Here is an 18,549-nt window from a genome sequence, read left to right as displayed (position 1 = left end):
GTCCTCTACTTTCGGGCAGGTTTTTTAGGAAGCCGCAAGGTTCCCGCAAGCTTTTCTCGAAGTTTGGTTAAAGATTCGATCAAGTAGTTTTCGAGTGGTGGGAGGCAAATGCATTGCTGCCTCCCAGTAGTGGAAACGAGTAGCCCGCGGAGCCTCAGTAACCGTGGGCTGCCACATACTGCGGGAGGGTGTCGTCCCGCAGCGCCGCGGCCACTTCCCCGATCCCCGCGTAATCCGGCAGAACGATCGATTGTCCGTCTGGGGAAGTACCCGTGCCCGCGGTGGGCAAGGTGAAGAAGACTGATGCCGTGGGATCCACGGTGCGGAGTCCGTAGGCCAGGATGGCGACGGACATCGGGTCAAAGCCGTCGTCCACGGTGAGGTCATTGGCTGCGAATTGGACGAGTCCCAGCACGCTGGCAGGATTCTGCACGCCTCCCGAAAGCTTGACCAGGAGAGCGCGGAGGAACGTCTGCTGGTCGCGGACGCGCTGGTAGTCGCCGTCGACGAAGGCATGGCGCTCGCGGACAAACTCCAGGGCGGCCTGTCCATCCAAGTGGTTGATGCCGGCCACGAATTGATGCTGGGTCTCAATAGTGGAGGTGAACGGCAGCGTGACATTGACGTCGATGCCACCTAAGGCATCCGTGAGGAGTTTGAAGCCGTGGAAATCAAGCATGACCGTGTGGTCCACATGGGCGCCGAGCAGCGATTCCACCGTACGGACCACCAGGGGGGTGCCTCCCAGACCAAGGGCCGAATTTACTTTTGACGCGCCGTAGCCGGGGATGTCCACCCAATTGTCGCGCATGATCGAAATACCGTAGACCTTGTGCCGGTCCGCCGGAACGTGGATCAGCATCAGGCAATCCGAACGTTGGTCCGATGCCTGGCCTGTTGTGATGGTCTGGTTGTTCTCTTCTTTGGCATTTTCACGGCTGTCGCTGCCGATCACCAGGATGTTCATTGGCGCCGCCGGAAGCTCCGGGATGGTCGGCGGGGCAGGTGCGGGGGCAGATGCGGCTGCGGTTGGCTTACGGGTTTGAGTTGCCGACGGCGTGGGGGTCGCGGTGGGGCTTGAGGAGGACGGTGCGGAGGACGGGGTGTTGTTGGATCCGGCGATGACCGCGGCCAGAACCACCACCAGGGCCAGCAAAACTGCCAGTCCCGCCGCAAGCCACAGTCGCCGTCGTCCGTTCATGTCCGGAACGTATCACCCAGGTGGGTTAAAAACGCGGCAGGGAAGGCCTCATTTCGGCCACAAAAATCTCCCGGGCGCAGTCCTGGTGTCTCGACAAAATAACGTCTTGGTAGCACGATGAGAGATAAATCTCTCGCCTTCACATGGGCCGGTTTTGCCGTGTCCTTTCGGTTCCGTAATGGGGGGCTCTTGGCCCACGGAACCGGACGTTATCCCTGCGAGCAAGGGAGGATCCTGCATGGCCCCAACGCCGTGGCGCCGCGCCGTATGCGGGGGACGGGCAGCAGTTGCGAGCTGAAGTTCATAGGGAATTAAAAGAAACCGAGTCACCGTCAAACGACGCCATGGTCTCCGGCGCCTCAAAATTTCCAGGCTAATAACAGCCGGTCAGCAAAGATTTTCCTAAGGAATGAGTCTTATGACTGCTCATCCAAAACCCCTCTTATTGCCGCGCTTTCGGGCGCTCATGATTTTGCTCCTTGCCCTGGTATTGCCGGTCGCGCTCAGCGGCACAGCGGCAGCGGACACTGGCAAATCCCCAAGGACGTGGACCGTCCAGGTCGGCTCCGAATCGTCGGACCAGGCCATCCAGGGAATGTCCTTCCTGCCGAAGAACATCTACATCAATGCGGGTGACAAGGTCACCTGGGAGGCCAACGCGGCCGAAATACATACAGTCACGTTCCTGGCCGCCGGGCAAACCATCGAGTCCACGCAACCCTTTGATCCATTCAGTCCCCTCTATATATCCGCGCAGGGCGGCACCTCCTACGACGGGCACTCCTATTACAACTCCGGCGTGATGTCGAACGTCTCGAATAGTGGGTTCGCCGAAGTCGGTTCCTACACTTTGAAGTTCCCGGATACCGGCGATTTCACGTACTACTGCCTGGTGCATGGCGCGGCCATGAAGGGCACAGTCCACGTGCGGGCCAAGGGTACGGACTACCCGTACACCCAGGGGCAATACAACAACCGGGTAGAGCGGGCTGAACGGGCCATCATCCGTGACGGCAACCAGCTATGGAGCGACGCCCGCGACCAGGCGGACAACCACACCGTGATTGCCGGAGCCGACGACGGCGTGGCTAGTGTCATGCGGTTCATCGAGCCAAAGGTGGTCATCCATGTTGGCGAGAGCGTGAGCTTCGTGAACAACGGCATGGGCGAGCCGCACACGGTGACCTTCGGTGCCGAGCCGGCCAACCCGTTCCCGCCGCTGGGCGATCCGACGAATTACACGGGCGGGCAGCTCAATTCGGGTATCTTGCCGCCGGGCGTGACGTTCACGGTGACCTTCAACAAGGCAGGGGTGTACGACTACATCTGCGCACTCCACGACTACTTTGGAATGGTCGGCAAGGTGGTGGTGAAGGACTAGCTGCTGATTCGAACGCATACTGGGGCTTGTTTCCCGTACGTGGTAGTTTCTTGCATATCCGGGGCTGGTTTCCTGCATGGGCGCTACAAACACCCGGCCGGGAACCAAGCCCCGGGTTGCGGCGGGCCGTGAGCAGGCGGTGCGCACCGCCGTCGTACGCGTTGTATTCTGTACGCTTAGCTGAATTAATAAGCAACCTTATGAAATGAGTCTTTGCGCCATGTTGGACAGCCCTCATACGTACTCGAGTGCACTGGGCGCCCCCGGCTTTCCGGCCGGAACTTTCCTCTTTGACCCGCTCACCGGGAAAGCGGAATGGTCCGACGGGCTCTTCAATCTCCACGGCTACCAGCGTGGGGAAGTAGTGCCCACGCTCGAGCTGCTGATGTCGCACAAGCACCCGGATGACCGGCCGCGGGCCATGGAGATCCTGGCTCAGGTATTCCGCGAGGGCGGACACTTCTGCATTTACCACCGGATCATCGACGCGCAGGGACATGTCCGCAGGGTCCTGACGGCGGGGAATGCGCAACTGGGCCCCTCGGGCACCGTCGCGCTCGAGGGGACCACGGTGGACCTGACGTCCACGCTGCGGCGGGAAACCGAGCAGGCGGCGCGTGACGCCGTCGCGGGCGCCAATGCGACGCGGGGCGTCATCAATCAGGCACGCGGCATCCTGATGGGGCGGTTGCTCCTCAGCTCCGAGGCCGCCTTCAAACTGCTGGCGGGTTGCAGCAGCATGACGAACGTCAAAGTCGCAGTCCTCGCCTCCCACCTTGTTCGCGTGGCTGACACCGACGCGGGGCCGGAAGCAATGGACGAGTTCATCCGTGTTCTCCAGGCCTGCGACCAAGCGGCGGTGAAACGCGCGTTGAGCCCCCAGTAAGAAGCCGGCCGGCCCAGCCATCGCCTCGCGCCCAACGGCGTGGCAGTATGTTGTGGGTCAGGCTCGATGAGGGCGTCTCCGCGACAAGGAGCGACGGTCATGACCTACATCTTCAACTTCGCCGATGTCCAGGCAGCGGACGTCGCCGTGGCGGGCGGCAAGGGCGTCGGGCTGGGCAACCTGGTCCGCGCCGGGCTGCCGGTCCCTCCCGGGTTCGTGCTGACCACCGCAGCGTATGAGGCCTTCGTGGATGCCAACGGGATCCAGGCGCGCATCCAGGAACTGGCGACGCTCCCGCCGGAGGCCGCGCCCCAGGATTACGAGGACGCCTCGGCCGCGATCCGGGACCTTTTCACCGGTGGGACCATGCCTGCGGCCATCGCATACGAGCTCGCCGCCGCTTATGAAAGCCTTCGCGGCGACGACGGCGGCGACGAGGGCGGCGAGCGGCCCGGCGAGGGCGGCGGGCCCGACGGTGACGACGGCGGCTCCGCGCCGGTTGCGGTGCGCTCGTCCGCCACGGCCGAGGACCTTGCCTCGGCCAGTTTCGCCGGGCAACAGGAAACCTACCTCAACGTCCGCGGGGCGGAAGCGCTGGATGCCGCCGTCGTCGACTGCTGGTCTTCCTTGTGGACGGCGCGGGCCATGGCCTACCGGAACCGTGAAGGCATTGCGCCCGGCGATGTACGCCTCGCAGTGGTTGTCCAGCGGATGGTCGAGGCCGAGGCGGCCGGGGTCATGTTCACCGCCAATCCTGCCAACGGCCGACGCGACCAGATCGCCATCAGTGCCGCGTGGGGCCTGGGGGAGTCCGTGGTCAGTGGAACAGTCACCACGGATGACCTTGTTGTGGAAGCGGGAACGGGCCGCGTGCTCTCGCGCCGGACGGCCGACAAGGAAGTCATGACTGTGTACGCCGAGGGCGTCCCGGACCGCGCCGCCGACCGCGCCGCCGACCGCGCTGCCGACGTCGCGCCGGACCAAGGAGGCACTACGGAGCAGCCGGTCCCTGCGACGCTTCGCAACCGGGCCGTGATCGACGACGGGGCTGCCGCCGCGCTGGCCCGCTATGGAACGAGGATTTCGGACTACTTCGGAACTCCGCAGGACATCGAATGGGCGCGGGCGGACGGCAATTTCTTCATGCTGCAATCCCGGCCCATCACGGCACTGCCTGAACCCGTTGCTGACACCCCGGATACCTGGCCGTTGCCCTACCCGAAGGGGCTCTACTTCCGGGCAAGCATCGTGGAACAACTGCCGGATCCGCTCTCGCCCCTGTTCGCCGACCTCATCGACGGCTCGGTAACCCGGTCCCTCAAGGCGCTGATGAACGAGGCCGTCGGGAGCGAAGTGGTCAGGGACGGCGACGTCGGGCTGCCCACCATCAACGGGTACGCGTACTACTACTACCGCACCGCGGCGATGTGGCGCGTCATGGGCAAGGTTGGTCCCGCCGTGGTCGCCTTGGCTCGTGGCAAGGCGCACATGGGCTTGGCTGGCTGGAGGGAATTCTCGCATCCGCGCTATAAGCAGGTGCTCGAGGACTGGTCCGCCAAGTCCCTGGGGGAGCTTTCGGGAGAGGATCTGCTTGCGGGTGTCCGGACGCTGCTCGACGCCGGAACCGTGTACTACACGGCCGTGGAGTCCGTCATACCGATCGCCGCCACGAGCGAAATTTCCTTCCGCGCGTATTACGACAAACTCATCCGACGCGCTGGAGATCCTTCGGCGGAGACATTCCTTCTCGGCTACGACAGTGAACCCATCCGTGCAGAGAAATCGTTGTACGACCTCGCCGCGTGGGCCCGGGAAGTCGAGGGGCTCGCCCAGGCATTCCTCAATCAACCGACAGCCGCACTGGCCGAGTCGCAGAGAAACTGGCTCCCGCCTGCCGGCATGGACCCGGCGCTTTGGCAGCAATGGCGTCCGCGTTTCCAAGCCCACCTCGATCGCTTCGGCCATGCGGTCTACAACCTGGATTTCGCCAGCCCGGTGCCTGCCGACGATCCTTCGGCGCTATTGGACACGGTGAAGTTCTACCTCCGGGGCCAAGGCAACGATCCGCATGAGCGCCAGCGGCTCTCGGCCGCCCGGCGGGAGGACCAAACCGAGCGCATACTCGCCCGGCTCGGACGGACCCGGCTCGGGCGGAGTCGCAGGGCGCCGTTCATCCGTCTGCTCCGGTGGGCGCAGAAGTCCGCACCGATCCGCGAAGACGCGCTCGCCGACGTCGGGCTCGCCTGGCCGCTGATCCGGCGGATGCTGCTCGAACTCGGACAACGGCTGGTCTACTCAGGCGTCGTCGCCCGCCCCGCCGACGTTTTCTGGCTGCGGCAACAGGAGCTGCAAAGCGCCGTCGAGTTCGGCCTCGCCGCGCCGCAACCGTCGGGCTCGACGGAACCGCCCGCACCCGTGGCCGTGGCAATTACCGGGGCGGCGCGCCCCGTCCGCGCCGACGTCGTCGACGAGCGCAAGATGCTTTGGCGCGGCCAGGCCAAGGCGGCCGCGCCGCAACTGCTGCCGGAGACCCGTTGGATGAAGGGCGCTTTCGAATCGATGATGCCGGCACGCTCCCAGGACCAGGCGGGCGACGTCATCAAAGGAGTCGGCGCCAGTGCCGGCCGGGTCAGTGCTCCTGCGCGTGTGCTGGGCGGGCCCCAGGATTTCAGCCAGATGGCGCCCGGCGAGGTCCTGGTTGCCCGTATCACCACTCCCGCGTGGACCTCGCTGTTCGCGATGGCCTCCGCCGTGGTCACGGACGTCGGCGGCCCGTTGAGCCACAGCTCCATTGTGGCCCGGGAGTACGGCATCCCCGCCGTGCTCGGCACCGGAGTCGCCACCCAACGGCTCACGAGCGGCCAACAAATCACCGTCGACGGCGACGCGGGCACGGTGACCGTCGAACCCCCACCCGCCTAGCGTTGCGCCCCCCTCCGACGCCCGCTCACATATGGGGTGTTTTCGGCGGACGCTCGCTCACTTGATCTGAGCGAGGGTTCGGGGATTTGGCCACATATCCGAGCGAGGGTTCCGGGATTTGGCCGTATATCCGAGCGAGGGTTCCGGGGGTGGGGCCCGACGGCGGCGGGGCGGTTGAGCTGCTTTCCCACCTTTGCTCGGGCTCGGCAGGAAAGCCCGAGATCGCAAGGGTTTCCCTAGGTTTAACCCAAGAAATGCGCAGGATCGCGAGTCTTGACACAGGAAGTCCCAAGGACTGCTCCACGGGGTATTTGGCGTTGCTAAGTTGCTAGAGAGCTGGTGCTGGACCAGCCCACATTCCCCAACTCGCTCAGGAGTTTCACATGTTTTCTCTGGTCTCAAACACCGCGTCCCGCATCCGTCGTGACGAAACCGGCGCGACCGCCGTCGAGTACGGCATCATGGTCGCCCTCATTGCTGTTGTCATCATCGTCGCTGTCACGCTGCTGGGTGGAAACCTGAAGGAGACCTTCAGCAACACGGCTTGTAGCGTGAAGGGCGGCGTCTACACGGCGGCAACCGCTACGGTTGCCGGCTCCTGCTCCAAGTAAGTACACCCAATCAGGGTTGAACGTTAGCCCGGGCATGTGCCCCCGCTACGTTCGCCGATACATGCTAGGAGATTCAGTGCTTTCCAACGTCCTAAAATCCATGTCTCGCGCGCAGCGTGACGAAACCGGCGCTACCGCCGTCGAGTACGGCATCATGGTTGCCCTCATCGCTGTTGTCATCATCGTCGCTGTGTCACTGCTCGGCGGGAATCTCGTCGAGACCTTCAACAGCACGGCTTGCAGCGTGAAGGGCGGCGCTTGGACCGGGACCGTCGCTGCGTCCGGTTCGACGGCGGCAGTTCCCGGCAGTTGCTCGAAGTAGCCGTCACCGCAGGAGCCAGTTCGGTGGGTGGGGCTCAGTCCCACCCACCGACACCCCTTTTTTTCCAGAGGCTCCCTTCTTGTTTCAACAGCACGCGACTCCACAGCACGAAAGGCAGACTCTCATGGCCAGGGCAGCAGAGCGCGGTGCCGTGGCGGTCGAATTCGCGTTGCTGGCACCAATTTTGGTCATGCTGCTCCTGGGCATCATGGAATTCGGCAGGGCCTATAACGCGCAAGTATCGCTCTCAAATTCAGCCCGGGAAGCGGTCCGGGTTATGGCGATCTCGAATGATCAAACGGCGGCAAAGACAGCAGCTAAGAACGCAGGCGTCTCGCTGAATCCAAAACTGCAGGACACGAATTTCGTCTTCACTCCCGCCAGCTGCACCTCGGGCGCCCAAATGTCCGTGACGATCAACTACACCCTCAGCACCCTCACGGGAATCGCGGGGCCTTTTCCCATGCAAGGCGTAGGAGTCATGGTATGCAGCGGCTGAGGGGAGACGACGGCGAACGCGGAGCGGTAGCGGTCCTCGTCGCGCTCTTGTTGGTGGTGCTGCTCGGGTTTGCAGCCATGGCAGTGGATGTAGGAATGCTGTACTCGGAACGGGCGCAGGTCCAGAACGGGTCCGACGCCGCGGCCCTCGCAGTGGCACAAAAGTGCGCCGCCAACACGAGCGATCCGAACTGCTCATCGACGTCTCCCATCGCAAGCAGCATCGCAAACAAAAACGCCATCGACGGTTTGAACAACATCAAGTCCGTCAGCTTGGATCTGACGAACCGGCAAGTCACCGTGACCGCCGGCGCCCAGCAGGCGGGCGGCGCACCGAACGCCGTCTCGCTGTTCTTCGCCCGCGTCCTGGGCTTCAGCTCGAGCGACGTTGTGACCACGTCCAGTGTTCAGTGGGGGAGCGCCGTAGCTGGTAGAACCCCCTTTCCTCTCGTATATTCCATCTGCCAGGTGCAGGGATACATCGGCGGAGCCCTCCAGCTTCTTCAGGATCATGGCTCCGGTGCCAATCCCAGCTGCAATTACGGCCCTTCAGGCGCCACGGTTGCCGGGGGATTTGGCTGGATTGTCCAAGATCCCGGCGTGTGCGGCGGCACCATAAACCTCGCGGCGAGTGAAGGCGGGAGCGCGCCGGGCAACAGCACACCGGGTAACTGCGCAACCACCCTTCAAAAGTGGGCAGATACCATCACCGCTGGCCGGGACGTCGTCGTTCTGCTTCCGGTCTTCGACGCTGTCACAGGTACGGGAAGCGGCGCCGTTTACCATCTGGTGTCCTTCGCCGCATTCAAAGTGGCCGGGTGGAAGTTCAGCGGCAACAACAGTCTTCCCGACAGCTTCCGCAACACGAATTCCGATGTCTCCAACGCTCTTGCATGTACCGGAAACTGCCGCGGGATCATCGGGAGTTTCGTCAAGTACGTTTCGCTGGCGGATGGCTACTCGCTGGGCCCGGTAGACGCGTTTGGGGCGACCATTGTCCGCCTCACCAATTAGCTTTCGTCCATTCATTGAGCACAGGAGTAGTAAGTGAAGTCACGCTTGTTGGCCGGATCGGCAGCGGCACTGCTGGCCGTCGTCGGGGTGATTCTCGTCTTCTCCTACGCTCAGGGCGCGGACCAGCGGGCTGTCCAGAACCTGGCTCCGGTTGACGTGTTGGTTGTCAAGGCCGCGATCCCGGCCGGCACCTCCGTGGACGCCATGAAGGATTCCGTCGTTACCCAGCAAATGCCGGGCTCGGCCGTGCCAAAAACAGCGCTACATACCCTCGGGGATTCAGCAGGCAAGGTCGCCGCCGTCGACCTCGTCCCTGGCGAAACCCTGGTGGCCGAACGTTTGGTGGCCCCGGATGCACTCAAGACTCCAGGGGACGTCAAGGTGCCGGCAGGGCTTCAAGAGGTCTCCTTTCAACTGGAACCCCAGCGGGTAGTCGGGGGACTGCTGGTTCCAGGTGATCACATCGGAATCTTCATCTCCATGGCGAATGGTGGAATCGAGGCGAAGCCGGACAAGGAAACCACTGAATTGGCGATTCACAAGGTTCTTGTGACCATGGTGCAGCGCGCCCCGCAGCCGGCAGCGAGTGCACAGGCGACGCCGAATCCGAGTTCCGGTGCGGCCGGCTCCAAAGACAGCGCGCTTCCTACGGGCTCCCTCATGCTCACCGTTGCAGTGAGCGATGTGGACGCATCCAAGATTGTCTTCGCCGCCGAGTTCGAAAAGATCTGGCTCAGCAAAGAGCCGTTGGATGCCAAAGACAGTGGTCCCACCGTCATGCAGAAGAGCGGGGTATACAGGTGAGCCGTTTTGTCCTGATAACCCCCAATACCGATTTTGACCAACGGCTGCGCCAAGCTGTTGCGGGTGGCCTGCCCGGAAGCGTGCAGACATTCTTCACGAGCGTTTTGCCTGCCGATCCTGCTGAGCTGTTTGGCGCGCTCAATCAGGAACAACTCGAAGTGCTGATTCTGGGACCTGACGTTCCCGTTGAGGACGCCCTTCGCTTGGCTACCGTCTTCGATGTGCAATTGCCGGAGCTGAGCGTGATCCTTGTGAGCGAATTGGATCCGTCTTTCGTGCTCCAGGCCATGCGGTCCGGTATTCGCGACATCATGAGCCCGGCAGCGGACGTGGCCCAGATACGGATCATGCTTGAGCGCGCATGCCAGTCTTTCGCCAGCCGGCAGCGCACCATGGAACCCAAGCAATCGGGCTCCCCGAAGGGCCTGGTGATCGGCGTCTTTTCGCCCAAGGGTGGCGTGGGCAAGACGACCATCGCCACAAACATCGCCGTCGGGCTGGGCAAGATCGCACCCATGAGCGTGGTGATCGTGGATCTGGACCTGCAATTCGGCGACGTCGCTTCCGGGCTCTATCTGAATCCGGAACACACCGTTACCGACGCTGTCACGCCGTCGGCAAGCCAGGACTCTCTGGTACTCAAGGCCTTCCTGACGGTCCACCCGGCAAGCATTTATGCCTTGTGTGCACCGAAGGACCCCGTCGAAGCAGACGAGATCTCGCCGGAACAGGTGGGCAGGCTCCTCGAACAGCTCGCCCAAGAGTTCCAGTACGTGGTGGTGGACACGGCACCCGGACTACCCGAAATCGGGCTCGCTGCCCTCGAACAATGCTCGGACGCTGTCTGGGTGACGGGCATGGACGTTCCTAGCGTCCGCGGCCTTCGCTCCGGCCTGGACATTCTCCGCAGGCTGAACCTCCTGCCGGAAACCCGGCACGTGGTGCTCAACATGGCTGATTCCAAGTCGGGGCTGTCGGTCCAGGACGTCGAATCCACCGTCGGTGCCCCGGTTGACGTGAGTATCCCTCGATCGAAAGCCGTCGCATTCTCAACAAATCGCGGCATTCCCGTGCTCCAGGACTCGGTAAAGGATCCGGCCGTCAAAGGGCTCAGGCAACTTGTGGAGCGGTTCAATCCCACGTGGCGTGCCACGGCGCAGCGCAAACTGCACAGAAGGGTAGTGGTCTAATGAAGCTTTCCGAACGCCTGCATGCTGCCGAGGACAAGGTCGAGGTGTCTGTCGGCCGGAGGGTCGCAAACACGCCGTCTTCGCCCAAACCGACGTTCGCTGAGTCCACTCAGCAAGGAAGGCCAATTACCGGCGGGAAGCCTAGCGGTGCCGCAAAACCCCACACGTCAGTCAAGCTGTCCGACGTCCCTGACTCGCCGAAGCTCAGGACCCCGCAACCGGTGGACGCTTTCGCTGCCCTCAAGCAGCGCGCCGCTACGGCGCTGTTCGAGCGACTGGGGGCAAGGTTCAACGACTCGAGCGTCAGCGAACAGGAGTTGCGGTCTACTGCTCGGGAAGAGCTCATCCGGATCATCGACGGCGAGCAGGTTCCATTGTCCGCGGACGAACGCAGCAGGCTCGTGGCGGACGTGGCGGATGACGTCCTTGGCTACGGGCCGCTTCAACGATTGCTGGACGATGCAGACGTTACCGAAATCATGGTCAACAGGATGGACCAGATTTACGTCGAAAGAAAAGGCAAGCTGACCTTGACGGATTCCGGCTTCAGCTCCGAGGACCATCTCAGGAGGGTCATCGAACGCATTGTTTCGAAGGTGGGGCGCAGGATCGACGAGTCGTCCCCTCTTGTCGACGCGCGACTTGAAGACGGCTCGCGCGTCAATGCCGTGATCCCTCCCCTCGCGGTGGGCGGATCGTCGTTGACCATCCGAAAATTCAGCAAAATACCGTTGACTATCAGGAACCTGATCGACTTCGGCACGCTCACACCCGAGATGGCTGAGCTCCTTAACGCTTGCGTCAAGGCGAAGCTGAACATCATTGTTTCCGGGGGTACCGGAACGGGTAAGACCACGTTGTTGAATGTCCTGTCTTCTTTCATCCCCGAGGACAACCGGATTGTCACGATTGAGGACGCCGTAGAACTGCAGATCCAACAGCAACATGTGGTCAGGCTTGAGAGCAGGCCGCCGAACACGGAGGGCAAGGGGGAAGTAACCATCAGGGAGTTGCTCAGGAACTCCCTCCGTATGCGGCCGGACAGGATCGTCGTCGGCGAGGTCCGCGGCGGAGAGTCCCTCGATATGCTTCAGGCGATGAACACCGGGCACGACGGTTCACTCTCAACGGTGCACTCAAATTCCCCTCGCGATGCGGTGGCACGCCTTGAAACCTTGGTGCTCATGGCCGGCATGGACCTGCCGCTGCGCGCAATCCGCGAGCAAATTGCCTCGGCCGTGAATCTCATCATCCAGATCTCCCGTTTGCGGGACGGAACGCGCCGAATCACACACGTCACCGAGGTTCAAGGGATGGAAGGCGACATCGTCACTCTCCAGGACGCCTTTGTTTTCGACTACTCGGCTGGTGTTGACGCCCACGGGATGTTTCTTGGAAGGCCCGTCCCGACGGGTATCCGTCCGCGGTTCATCGACCGCTTCGATGACCTGGGCATCCGCGTTTCTCCCGGGGTATTTGCCGCTCCCCTGGCAACTGCAACAGCAGCAAGGACGTGAGTGGAACATGGTGCTCATGATCGGAATGGCCTTGATGCTTTCAGCCATCCTGTTTTTCGGGGTGGCTGTGATTTTGCCGAAAACCCCGGAAGTTCCGTTCGATAGGAGGCGTCCGTATCACGAAGGCTCGGGGTCCCAGCTGACGCGGTTTGCAGGTTCTGCCACCGAGGTACTTCACGGGGTTCTGGCCAGGCGCAACGTGCGGCTCTTCAATCGTGAAGAACTGGAGAATGCCGGACTGCGGATGAGCCAGGCGGATTTCTTCATCCTTGTGATTGCGGGTGCACTCGTGGGTGCCTTGATCGGGCTGGTGATCGGGGGCCCGTGGGTGGCCATCCTATTCTTCATCCCGGCACCCTTCGTTGCCCGGCTCATCCTCGGTTCCCTGGCTGGCAAAAGGCGCGGGAAATTCGACGCTCAGCTTGGCGACACCCTCCAACTACTGTCCGGCGGCTTGAGGGCCGGACACAGCATCCTCCGCGCCATCGACGCTGCGGCCAATGAATCGGCCAGCCCGACTGCAGAGGAAATGCGCCGGATCATCACCGAGACAAGCCTTGGCCGCGATCTCCAGGCCTCGCTCAACGACGCAGCGGAGCGAATGCGGAGCGAGGACTTTGTGTGGATCGCGCAGGCCATCCAAATCAACCGCGAGGTAGGTGGAAACCTCGCGGAGGTCTTGGACCAAGTCAACGAGACCATACGTGAACGCAGCGAGATCAAGGGACATATCAAATCCTTGGCCGCGGAGGGAAAGTTCTCCGGATACATCCTGATGGCGCTTCCGTTCGGCATCGTGACCATGCTTATGGTTGTCAACCCCGGCTACATGGACGTGATGTTCTCCAATCCGCTCGGCTGGGGAATGATAGCGGGTTCAGCCATCCTGATGACCATTGGCGGTCTCTGGATGCGCAAGATCATCGACTTGAAATTTTGAGGTGACGCGTGAATCCCTCTCTCCTCCTCTCACTGCTATTAGTTCCCCTGCCTGTCGCCTACCTGGCTTGGTCATTCCTGTCGGTTGACCGCAAAACCCAGCGCGCCGTCCAGGAGCTTTTGACGCAGGGTCAAAGTGTTGCCGAGGCCGGTCCACAAAATCGTGGCGGCGCACTCGAGTACATTGGTTACCGCCTGACGCCTGGAAGCTACGTCCAGAAGCTGGATCGGCTGATCGCGCTGGCTGGCCGCCCGCCGTCGCTCCCTTTGGGTCGCGTCCTCGCGGCTAAGCCCTTCCTTGGATTATGCGGGGCGCTCTTGGGCCTATTCATCAGTGCCAACAGCTCGAGCGGGATCATCAAGCTCGTAGGGATTTTTGTTGTATTGCTTGGTTACTTCATTCCGGATCTTTTGCTCTACAGCAAAGGACAAGAGCGTCAAAAAGCTTTGCAATTGGAACTCGCAAATACCATGGACCAAATGCTGATATCGGTCGAGGCGGGCCTAGGTTTCGAAGGAGCATTGGCCCGCGCCGGGGAAAACGGGAAGGGGCCGCTGGCCGAGGAGTTGGTGCGGACACTGCAGGACATGCAAGTTGGACGGAGCCGCCGCGAGTCCTATCTGGCACTGGCCGAGCGTACCAACGTTCCTGAGCTCCGAAGCTTCGTGCAGGCCGTAATCCAGGCGGACACATACGGCATTGCGATCAGCCGGGTCCTGCGGGTCCAGGCAAAGGTGATGAGGGTGAAGCGCCGCCAACGCGCCGAAGAAAAGGCAATGAAGCTTCCGGTCATGATCCTCTTCCCTCTTCTGTTCTTCATCTTCCCGGTGCTGTTCATAGCGATCCTGGGTCCGGCAGTCATCAACACCATAACCACGTTCAGCGGAGGCTGAGCGCAATATCACATTCTCCGAATTGGGCGGACCAGATGAAAAAGGCTTAAATCAAGAAAGGCCTAAGATTTCCTTAAGATAGCCATAACTTCGGTTTTTCCGGAAATTCAGAAAGTAGCATTGGGCTATGTTCAGTTCAGGTTCCAGCGAGGTCAACGAGGATTCAGATCCGAGCCATCCCGGCTCAGTCGACGACTCTACTGGGCTGCCCATCGTCCCGCTGGCCGAACATCCCATACTGGATCTCGCGGAATTCCAACTCCTGGAAGACCAAGTGGACAATCCGCTGATCGCACGCACGTTTGCTGGCGACTTCGCAAAACTCTGGGTTAAGCGATACGAAATCCTGGCTACCGCCGTCGAGCGCGGCGACGTGGCCGCGGCCCTGAACGCAGTCCTAAGCCTCCGAACCTCGTCAATTATGGTTGGCGGTGTTCGCCTCGCGGTGCTTGCAGCGCAACTGGAGGAACGCATTCGAAAAAGTGAATTGCGGGAGGCTCGGCCCCTCCTCAAGGAAGTTGCGGAATGCGGGCATCTGACGGTCCAGGAACTAAAGGACAGCTACGTACTCCGGAACGATTGACCTTCGCCGGCTCAATCTGACCTTTTCGGTGTCAGGCGATACCCGACTCCCCGGACGGTCTGTAGAAATCGCGGCGATTGTGGATCTTCACGGAGCTTTCGGCGGAGGTTGCCGATGTGGGTCTCAACAGCCCGTTCGTCGGCGTCGCTGATGTACGCATCGTCGTCGTAGTAGTCTCCGCGGGCCGCCCTCACAAGGTCAGCGCGCGTCCGCACCTCGCCCTTGGCCCGAAGCAGGTCGTAGAGAAGATCGAACTCGCTTCGCGTCAGAGTCAGGACCGAACCTTGAAGCGTCACCATGCGTGACTTGTAGTTCAGGGCCAAGCCGTTGTGCCGAATCACCGCTCCATCTGGCCCTCCGGTCCCGGCCGAACCACCGCCGCCGCCCGCACCGCCGCCGCCGGCCGCACCGCCGTCGGGCACGTAACCCACGCGACCTTCCTCCGGCAACGCAAGCCTGCCCTCGGCGCGAGGCCGCCGCATCATGGCGGTGACTCTGGCCCTCAATTCACGGGGCAAGAACGGTTTCTTGACGTAGTCGTCCGCGCCGGTCAGGAATGCCGTCAACGTGTCCGGCTCGTCGCGCCTGGCCGTCAGCATCACGACATATGCGTCGCTGAATTGCCGAATCCGACGCAGGACCTCGTGGCCGTCCATATCCGGAAGCCCGACGTCGAGTGTCACCACCGAGGCATGGTGGTCCCGTACGACCTCCACCCCTTCGCGTCCGGTGGCGGCAGAATGCACCACAAATCCAGCTTCTTTGAGGATGGCGTCAACCAGATTTCGTACATCTTCGTCATCCTCAATGACTACAGCTACCCCAGGCTCGCTCATTGGACATCCTTGTGGGTGCACATCGCCGCACAGCCCAGCGCAATGCGGTAAATGCCACCCAAATACTCACGATACAAGCATTGAAGCCATCTGGCATCTAATATGTGGATTAAGCGCTGCTCCGAACTTCCAGTTGGATCGTTCGGGGCGTCGTATTGTGGTTCCTTGGGGGGGAATAGTGGGCTCTGTGCGGTTCCTTCGGGAATCGCGTGGAGCAGTAATTGGTTCGCGAATCTCCAACGAAGGGTCTCGACTTTGAGTGAGCAGCCATTTTTCCGCGCGGCCGCCCGTTTCTTCAGGAAACTCACGCCTCGCGCCCGCCTGGCTGTCTGTGAATTGCCGCTAACGCTTATCATCGCGGGCTTGGCGATCGCAGCCCCAACCCTTTGGCCAGGCTTAATCCAAAATTGGTTGTTCGTCACCGGAGTCGTCCTCCACGGCATCCTGTTCCTGGGCTGTCTGCTGGTTCCTTGGGAGAGATTGTCGCCAAGCGCGGGCCTGGCAATCCCTATTTTGGATTTTGTTGCCCTGTGGTTCACTCGAAACGGCGCCTTCAGCGCGGTACCGGGCCTCATCACGTTGGCTATCTTTCCCGTGATCTGGTTGTCTGCCTCGGGCATGCTTTCCAGGACAAGCCTGATCCTCAGCTTTGTGGGTCCTTTCCTCATCGCGATTCCGCCGGTCATTTCGCACATGCCCCGTCCGACGTCGTCAGACATTTCTTCAGTACTGCTTTTGCCCCTCATGATGTTTGCAATGGCAGTCTCCATTCGTCTGGCCGGCTCAAATGCCCGTCTGCAGCAACGGCGGGTAAGCCAGCGGGATCAGGCCCTGCGGCAATTGTTGGCCGCGAGCAGGGAGCGGGAAACGCTGCTCAAGACAATCCTGGACACGATCGACGTCGGAATTGTCGCCGTCGATTCGAAGGGCGAAACACTCCTGATCAACAACCAACAAAATGCATTCATAAAGATGGCAATGCCCGCGGAAGGCTCGCGGGGACCCGGGGAACAAGACTGGCTGGTTTTCGGCCAGGACCGGCGGACGCCAGTCCCACTTGAAAAGGGCCCTGTTCGGAGGGCCGTTCAAGGGGAAACATATTCCGACTATCTGCTGTGGTTCGGCGCCGGTACCGGCCAACGGGCCATCTCAACCGCCGCGCGGGGAATGAAAAGCGAGCTCGACGACGGGTTTGGTGGTGCGGTGATCGTTTTCAAGGATGTGACGGATGTTGTCGATGCCCTTGCCGCCAAGGACGAACTGGTTGCCAACGTTTCGCACGAATTCGGTTCGCCGCTGACATCGATCCTGGGCAACATCGATCTTGTGCTCCGCGGCGACCAGGAGCTCCAACCAGCAACAAGGCTTGGCTTGGAAGTTGCGGAGCGGAATGCCGAGCGGCTCCGGGCCTTGGTGGAGGACCTGCTCTCGTCAGCCGCGGCAGTAGAGAGCGTGCACCTGCGGCGCACGGATTTGGCAGGGTTGGTCGAAAACAGCCTGGTTTCTGCTCGGGCGCAGGCCGACGCCGCGCACGTGGGACTCGTCGCCGACGTTCCGGCACCCCTGTGGGCGAACGCCGACCCCTTGAGGCTGGGCCAGGCCTTGGACAATCTGGTATCCAACGCGATCAAGTATTCACCCGGTGGCGGACTCGTGACCATCAGGGCCGAGCGGAACGACGGTTGGGTCCAGCTCGAAGTGAAGGACACGGGAATGGGCATGACCACCGACGAGTCGGCCAGGATTTTCACCCGGTTCTTCAGGACAAATGCTGCCCGTCAAGCCGCGATACCCGGCGTCGGCCTCGGGCTGTCCATAACCAAGTCCATCGTGGAACGACATGGAGGCAGCATCTCCTGCAGCAGCGAACCCGGTAGTGGAAGCACCTTCACAGTGGCGCTGCCGGCTGGCCAACCCCAGGAACCGTCACAGGCCGGCGCGCCCGCACTGTATTAGGCCGGGACTGTAGTGGGTCCGTTCCCGGACCGGGTAACTGCACGCGGCGGCAAGTAGTCAGCCGCGCAAAGTAGAGTACCCACTACTCGTGACCGGCCCCGGAGCCGCCAGATTGAATGGAACCCAGTTGGTCTCAATGCAGTTCCTGGTCTCTGGGGGTTATCCGTATGTGTGTTTCCTGCAATCCTGTTGTGTCCTTTCCGCGTCCCATGGTGACGGGGGCAGTCCGTTGAGCGCGGGGATGGAATCCGCTTCCATGTTCGCCGGTTCGCTGCCCGGGCTCATTCTGATGGACCTGGGCCAGGCAATGGTGGTGGTTTGCGTGTGTTTCGACATGGTCCGTGCCATGTCCGTGCCACGGTCGCATCGGCGCTATGTCGCCAACACCATCTTCAAGACCCTGGCAGTGCCGTCGATTCTCGTCATGGGCGTCAGCGTGCTGGCCAAGGCGATCCAATGGAATTGGGCCGACGTGGCAATGGGCGTTTTCGTGATTGTGATGATCATCTTCCGCTGGCACCAAGACAAGGACGAGGACAGCTGGTGGAAAGGCAAAGGCAAGAAGCTGGCCCGCTGGGCGCGGAAGCAACTGACACCGCGACCCGCCTTGATCCCGGCGTCGGCCTCAGCCTAAGCGCCCACCCCTCCCGACGCTCGCTCACCTTTGGGGTGTTTTCCGGCGACCCTCGCTCAGATGATCTGAGCGAGGGTCGCCGCATTTGGCCATATATGTGAGCGGGCGTCGGGGGAAAGGGCCATATATCTGAGCGAGCGTCGCTGTCGGTGCGCCGGGAAAGGTCCGTTAGTGCCCGACGGCGGCAGTCCCGTTGCGCTGTCGTCCCGCCTTTGCGCCGTGCTCACCCCAGACGCTCGCTCACCTTTGGGGTGTTTTCCGCCGACGCTCGCTCAGATGATCTGAGCGAGCGTTCCGGCATTTGGCCATATATGTGAGCGGGCGTCGGGGGAGAGGGGCGTATATGTGAGCGGGCGTCGGG

Annotated in this window: 17 protein-coding genes; 15 read left to right on the top strand and 2 right to left on the bottom strand. The window is 61.8% G+C overall.

Features of this window, described 5'->3' with window-relative positions; genetic code table 11:
• Positions 1-154: 154 nt before the first annotated feature.
• Entirely contained in the window at positions 155-1,201 is a 1,047-nt protein-coding gene (locus AC3WJU_RS21140; protein WP_492260775.1) for an LCP family protein, read from the bottom strand.
• Positions 1,202-1,619: 418 nt separating this feature from the next.
• Between AC3WJU_RS21140 and AC3WJU_RS21135 the strand changes: the two genes are divergently transcribed.
• The 13 genes from AC3WJU_RS21135 (at position 1,620) to AC3WJU_RS21075 (ending at position 14,762) form a co-directional block, all read left to right on the top strand.
• Positions 1,620-2,582 carry a plastocyanin/azurin family copper-binding protein gene (locus AC3WJU_RS21135; RefSeq protein ID WP_284990043.1) on the top strand — a complete coding sequence of 321 codons (963 nt, stop codon included), beginning with the start codon at positions 1,620-1,622 and terminating at the stop codon, positions 2,580-2,582.
• 220 nt (positions 2,583-2,802) lie between these two features.
• Positions 2,803-3,468: a PAS and ANTAR domain-containing protein gene (locus AC3WJU_RS21130; RefSeq protein ID WP_307054626.1), complete on the top strand. Its 666-nt coding sequence runs from the start codon at positions 2,803-2,805 to the stop codon at positions 3,466-3,468.
• A 99-nt stretch (positions 3,469-3,567) separates the two neighbouring features.
• Positions 3,568-6,390 (top strand): PEP/pyruvate-binding domain-containing protein, encoded by a 2,823-nt coding sequence (locus AC3WJU_RS21125; protein WP_492260774.1) that lies wholly within the window; start codon positions 3,568-3,570, stop codon positions 6,388-6,390.
• 383 nt (positions 6,391-6,773) lie between these two features.
• The gene (locus AC3WJU_RS21120) at positions 6,774-7,001 is read left to right on the top strand and encodes a Flp family type IVb pilin (protein WP_284990040.1); all 228 of its coding nucleotides are present in this window, start codon (positions 6,774-6,776) and stop codon (positions 6,999-7,001) included.
• 76 nt (positions 7,002-7,077) lie between these two features.
• Complete coding sequence (locus AC3WJU_RS21115; RefSeq protein WP_284990039.1) at positions 7,078-7,323, top strand: Flp family type IVb pilin; 246 nt, start codon at positions 7,078-7,080, stop codon at positions 7,321-7,323.
• 124 nt (positions 7,324-7,447) lie between these two features.
• Positions 7,448-7,822: a TadE/TadG family type IV pilus assembly protein gene (locus AC3WJU_RS21110; protein ID WP_284990038.1), complete on the top strand. Its 375-nt coding sequence runs from the start codon at positions 7,448-7,450 to the stop codon at positions 7,820-7,822.
• Complete coding sequence (locus AC3WJU_RS21105; protein ID WP_492260773.1) at positions 7,810-8,835, top strand: Tad domain-containing protein; 1,026 nt, start codon at positions 7,810-7,812, stop codon at positions 8,833-8,835. The genes AC3WJU_RS21110 and AC3WJU_RS21105 overlap by 13 nt, the downstream gene beginning before the upstream one ends.
• A gap of 33 nt (positions 8,836-8,868) precedes the next feature.
• Positions 8,869-9,639, top strand: a complete 771-nt coding sequence (gene cpaB, locus AC3WJU_RS21100; RefSeq protein ID WP_492260772.1) for a Flp pilus assembly protein CpaB — start codon at positions 8,869-8,871, stop codon at positions 9,637-9,639.
• Positions 9,636-10,829, top strand: a complete 1,194-nt coding sequence (locus AC3WJU_RS21095) for a CpaE/TadZ family protein (RefSeq protein WP_492260771.1) — start codon at positions 9,636-9,638, stop codon at positions 10,827-10,829. Before cpaB ends, AC3WJU_RS21095 begins: the two co-directional genes overlap by 4 nt.
• The gene (locus AC3WJU_RS21090) at positions 10,829-12,346 is read left to right on the top strand and encodes a TadA family conjugal transfer-associated ATPase (protein WP_284990034.1); all 1,518 of its coding nucleotides are present in this window, start codon (positions 10,829-10,831) and stop codon (positions 12,344-12,346) included. The genes AC3WJU_RS21095 and AC3WJU_RS21090 overlap by 1 nt, the downstream gene beginning before the upstream one ends.
• Before the next feature lie 7 nt (positions 12,347-12,353).
• Positions 12,354-13,286 (top strand): type II secretion system F family protein, encoded by a 933-nt coding sequence (locus AC3WJU_RS21085; protein WP_284990033.1) that lies wholly within the window; start codon positions 12,354-12,356, stop codon positions 13,284-13,286.
• 8 nt (positions 13,287-13,294) lie between these two features.
• A complete protein-coding gene (locus tag AC3WJU_RS21080) occupies positions 13,295-14,179 on the top strand; it encodes a type II secretion system F family protein (protein WP_284990032.1) in 885 nt (294 codons plus the stop codon).
• A 127-nt stretch (positions 14,180-14,306) separates the two neighbouring features.
• On the top strand, positions 14,307-14,762 hold the full coding sequence (locus AC3WJU_RS21075) for an Hpt domain-containing protein (protein ID WP_284990031.1): 456 nt from the start codon (positions 14,307-14,309) through the stop codon (positions 14,760-14,762).
• Positions 14,763-14,773: 11 nt separating this feature from the next.
• Here the strand turns inward: AC3WJU_RS21075 and AC3WJU_RS21070 are convergent, their stop codons facing one another.
• Positions 14,774-15,598 (bottom strand): response regulator transcription factor, encoded by an 825-nt coding sequence (locus tag AC3WJU_RS21070; protein ID WP_492260770.1) that lies wholly within the window; start codon positions 15,596-15,598, stop codon positions 14,774-14,776.
• Positions 15,599-16,009: 411 nt separating this feature from the next.
• On the opposite strand from AC3WJU_RS21070, the gene AC3WJU_RS21065 reads away from it, so the two are divergent.
• Both AC3WJU_RS21065 and AC3WJU_RS21060 read left to right on the top strand, forming a co-directional pair.
• Positions 16,010-17,554, top strand: coding sequence for a sensor histidine kinase (locus AC3WJU_RS21065; RefSeq protein WP_253257456.1), 1,545 nt, complete (start codon positions 16,010-16,012; stop codon positions 17,552-17,554).
• A 241-nt stretch (positions 17,555-17,795) separates the two neighbouring features.
• Entirely contained in the window at positions 17,796-18,188 is a 393-nt protein-coding gene (locus AC3WJU_RS21060) for a hypothetical protein (protein WP_059389568.1), read from the top strand.
• Positions 18,189-18,549: the final 361 nt, after the last annotated feature.

This window comes from Arthrobacter sp. FW306-1B-F12A (assembly GCF_058781865.1).
The sequence above is the reverse complement of the archived record's forward strand: the minus strand, read 5'-3'. Positions and strand labels throughout refer to the sequence as shown.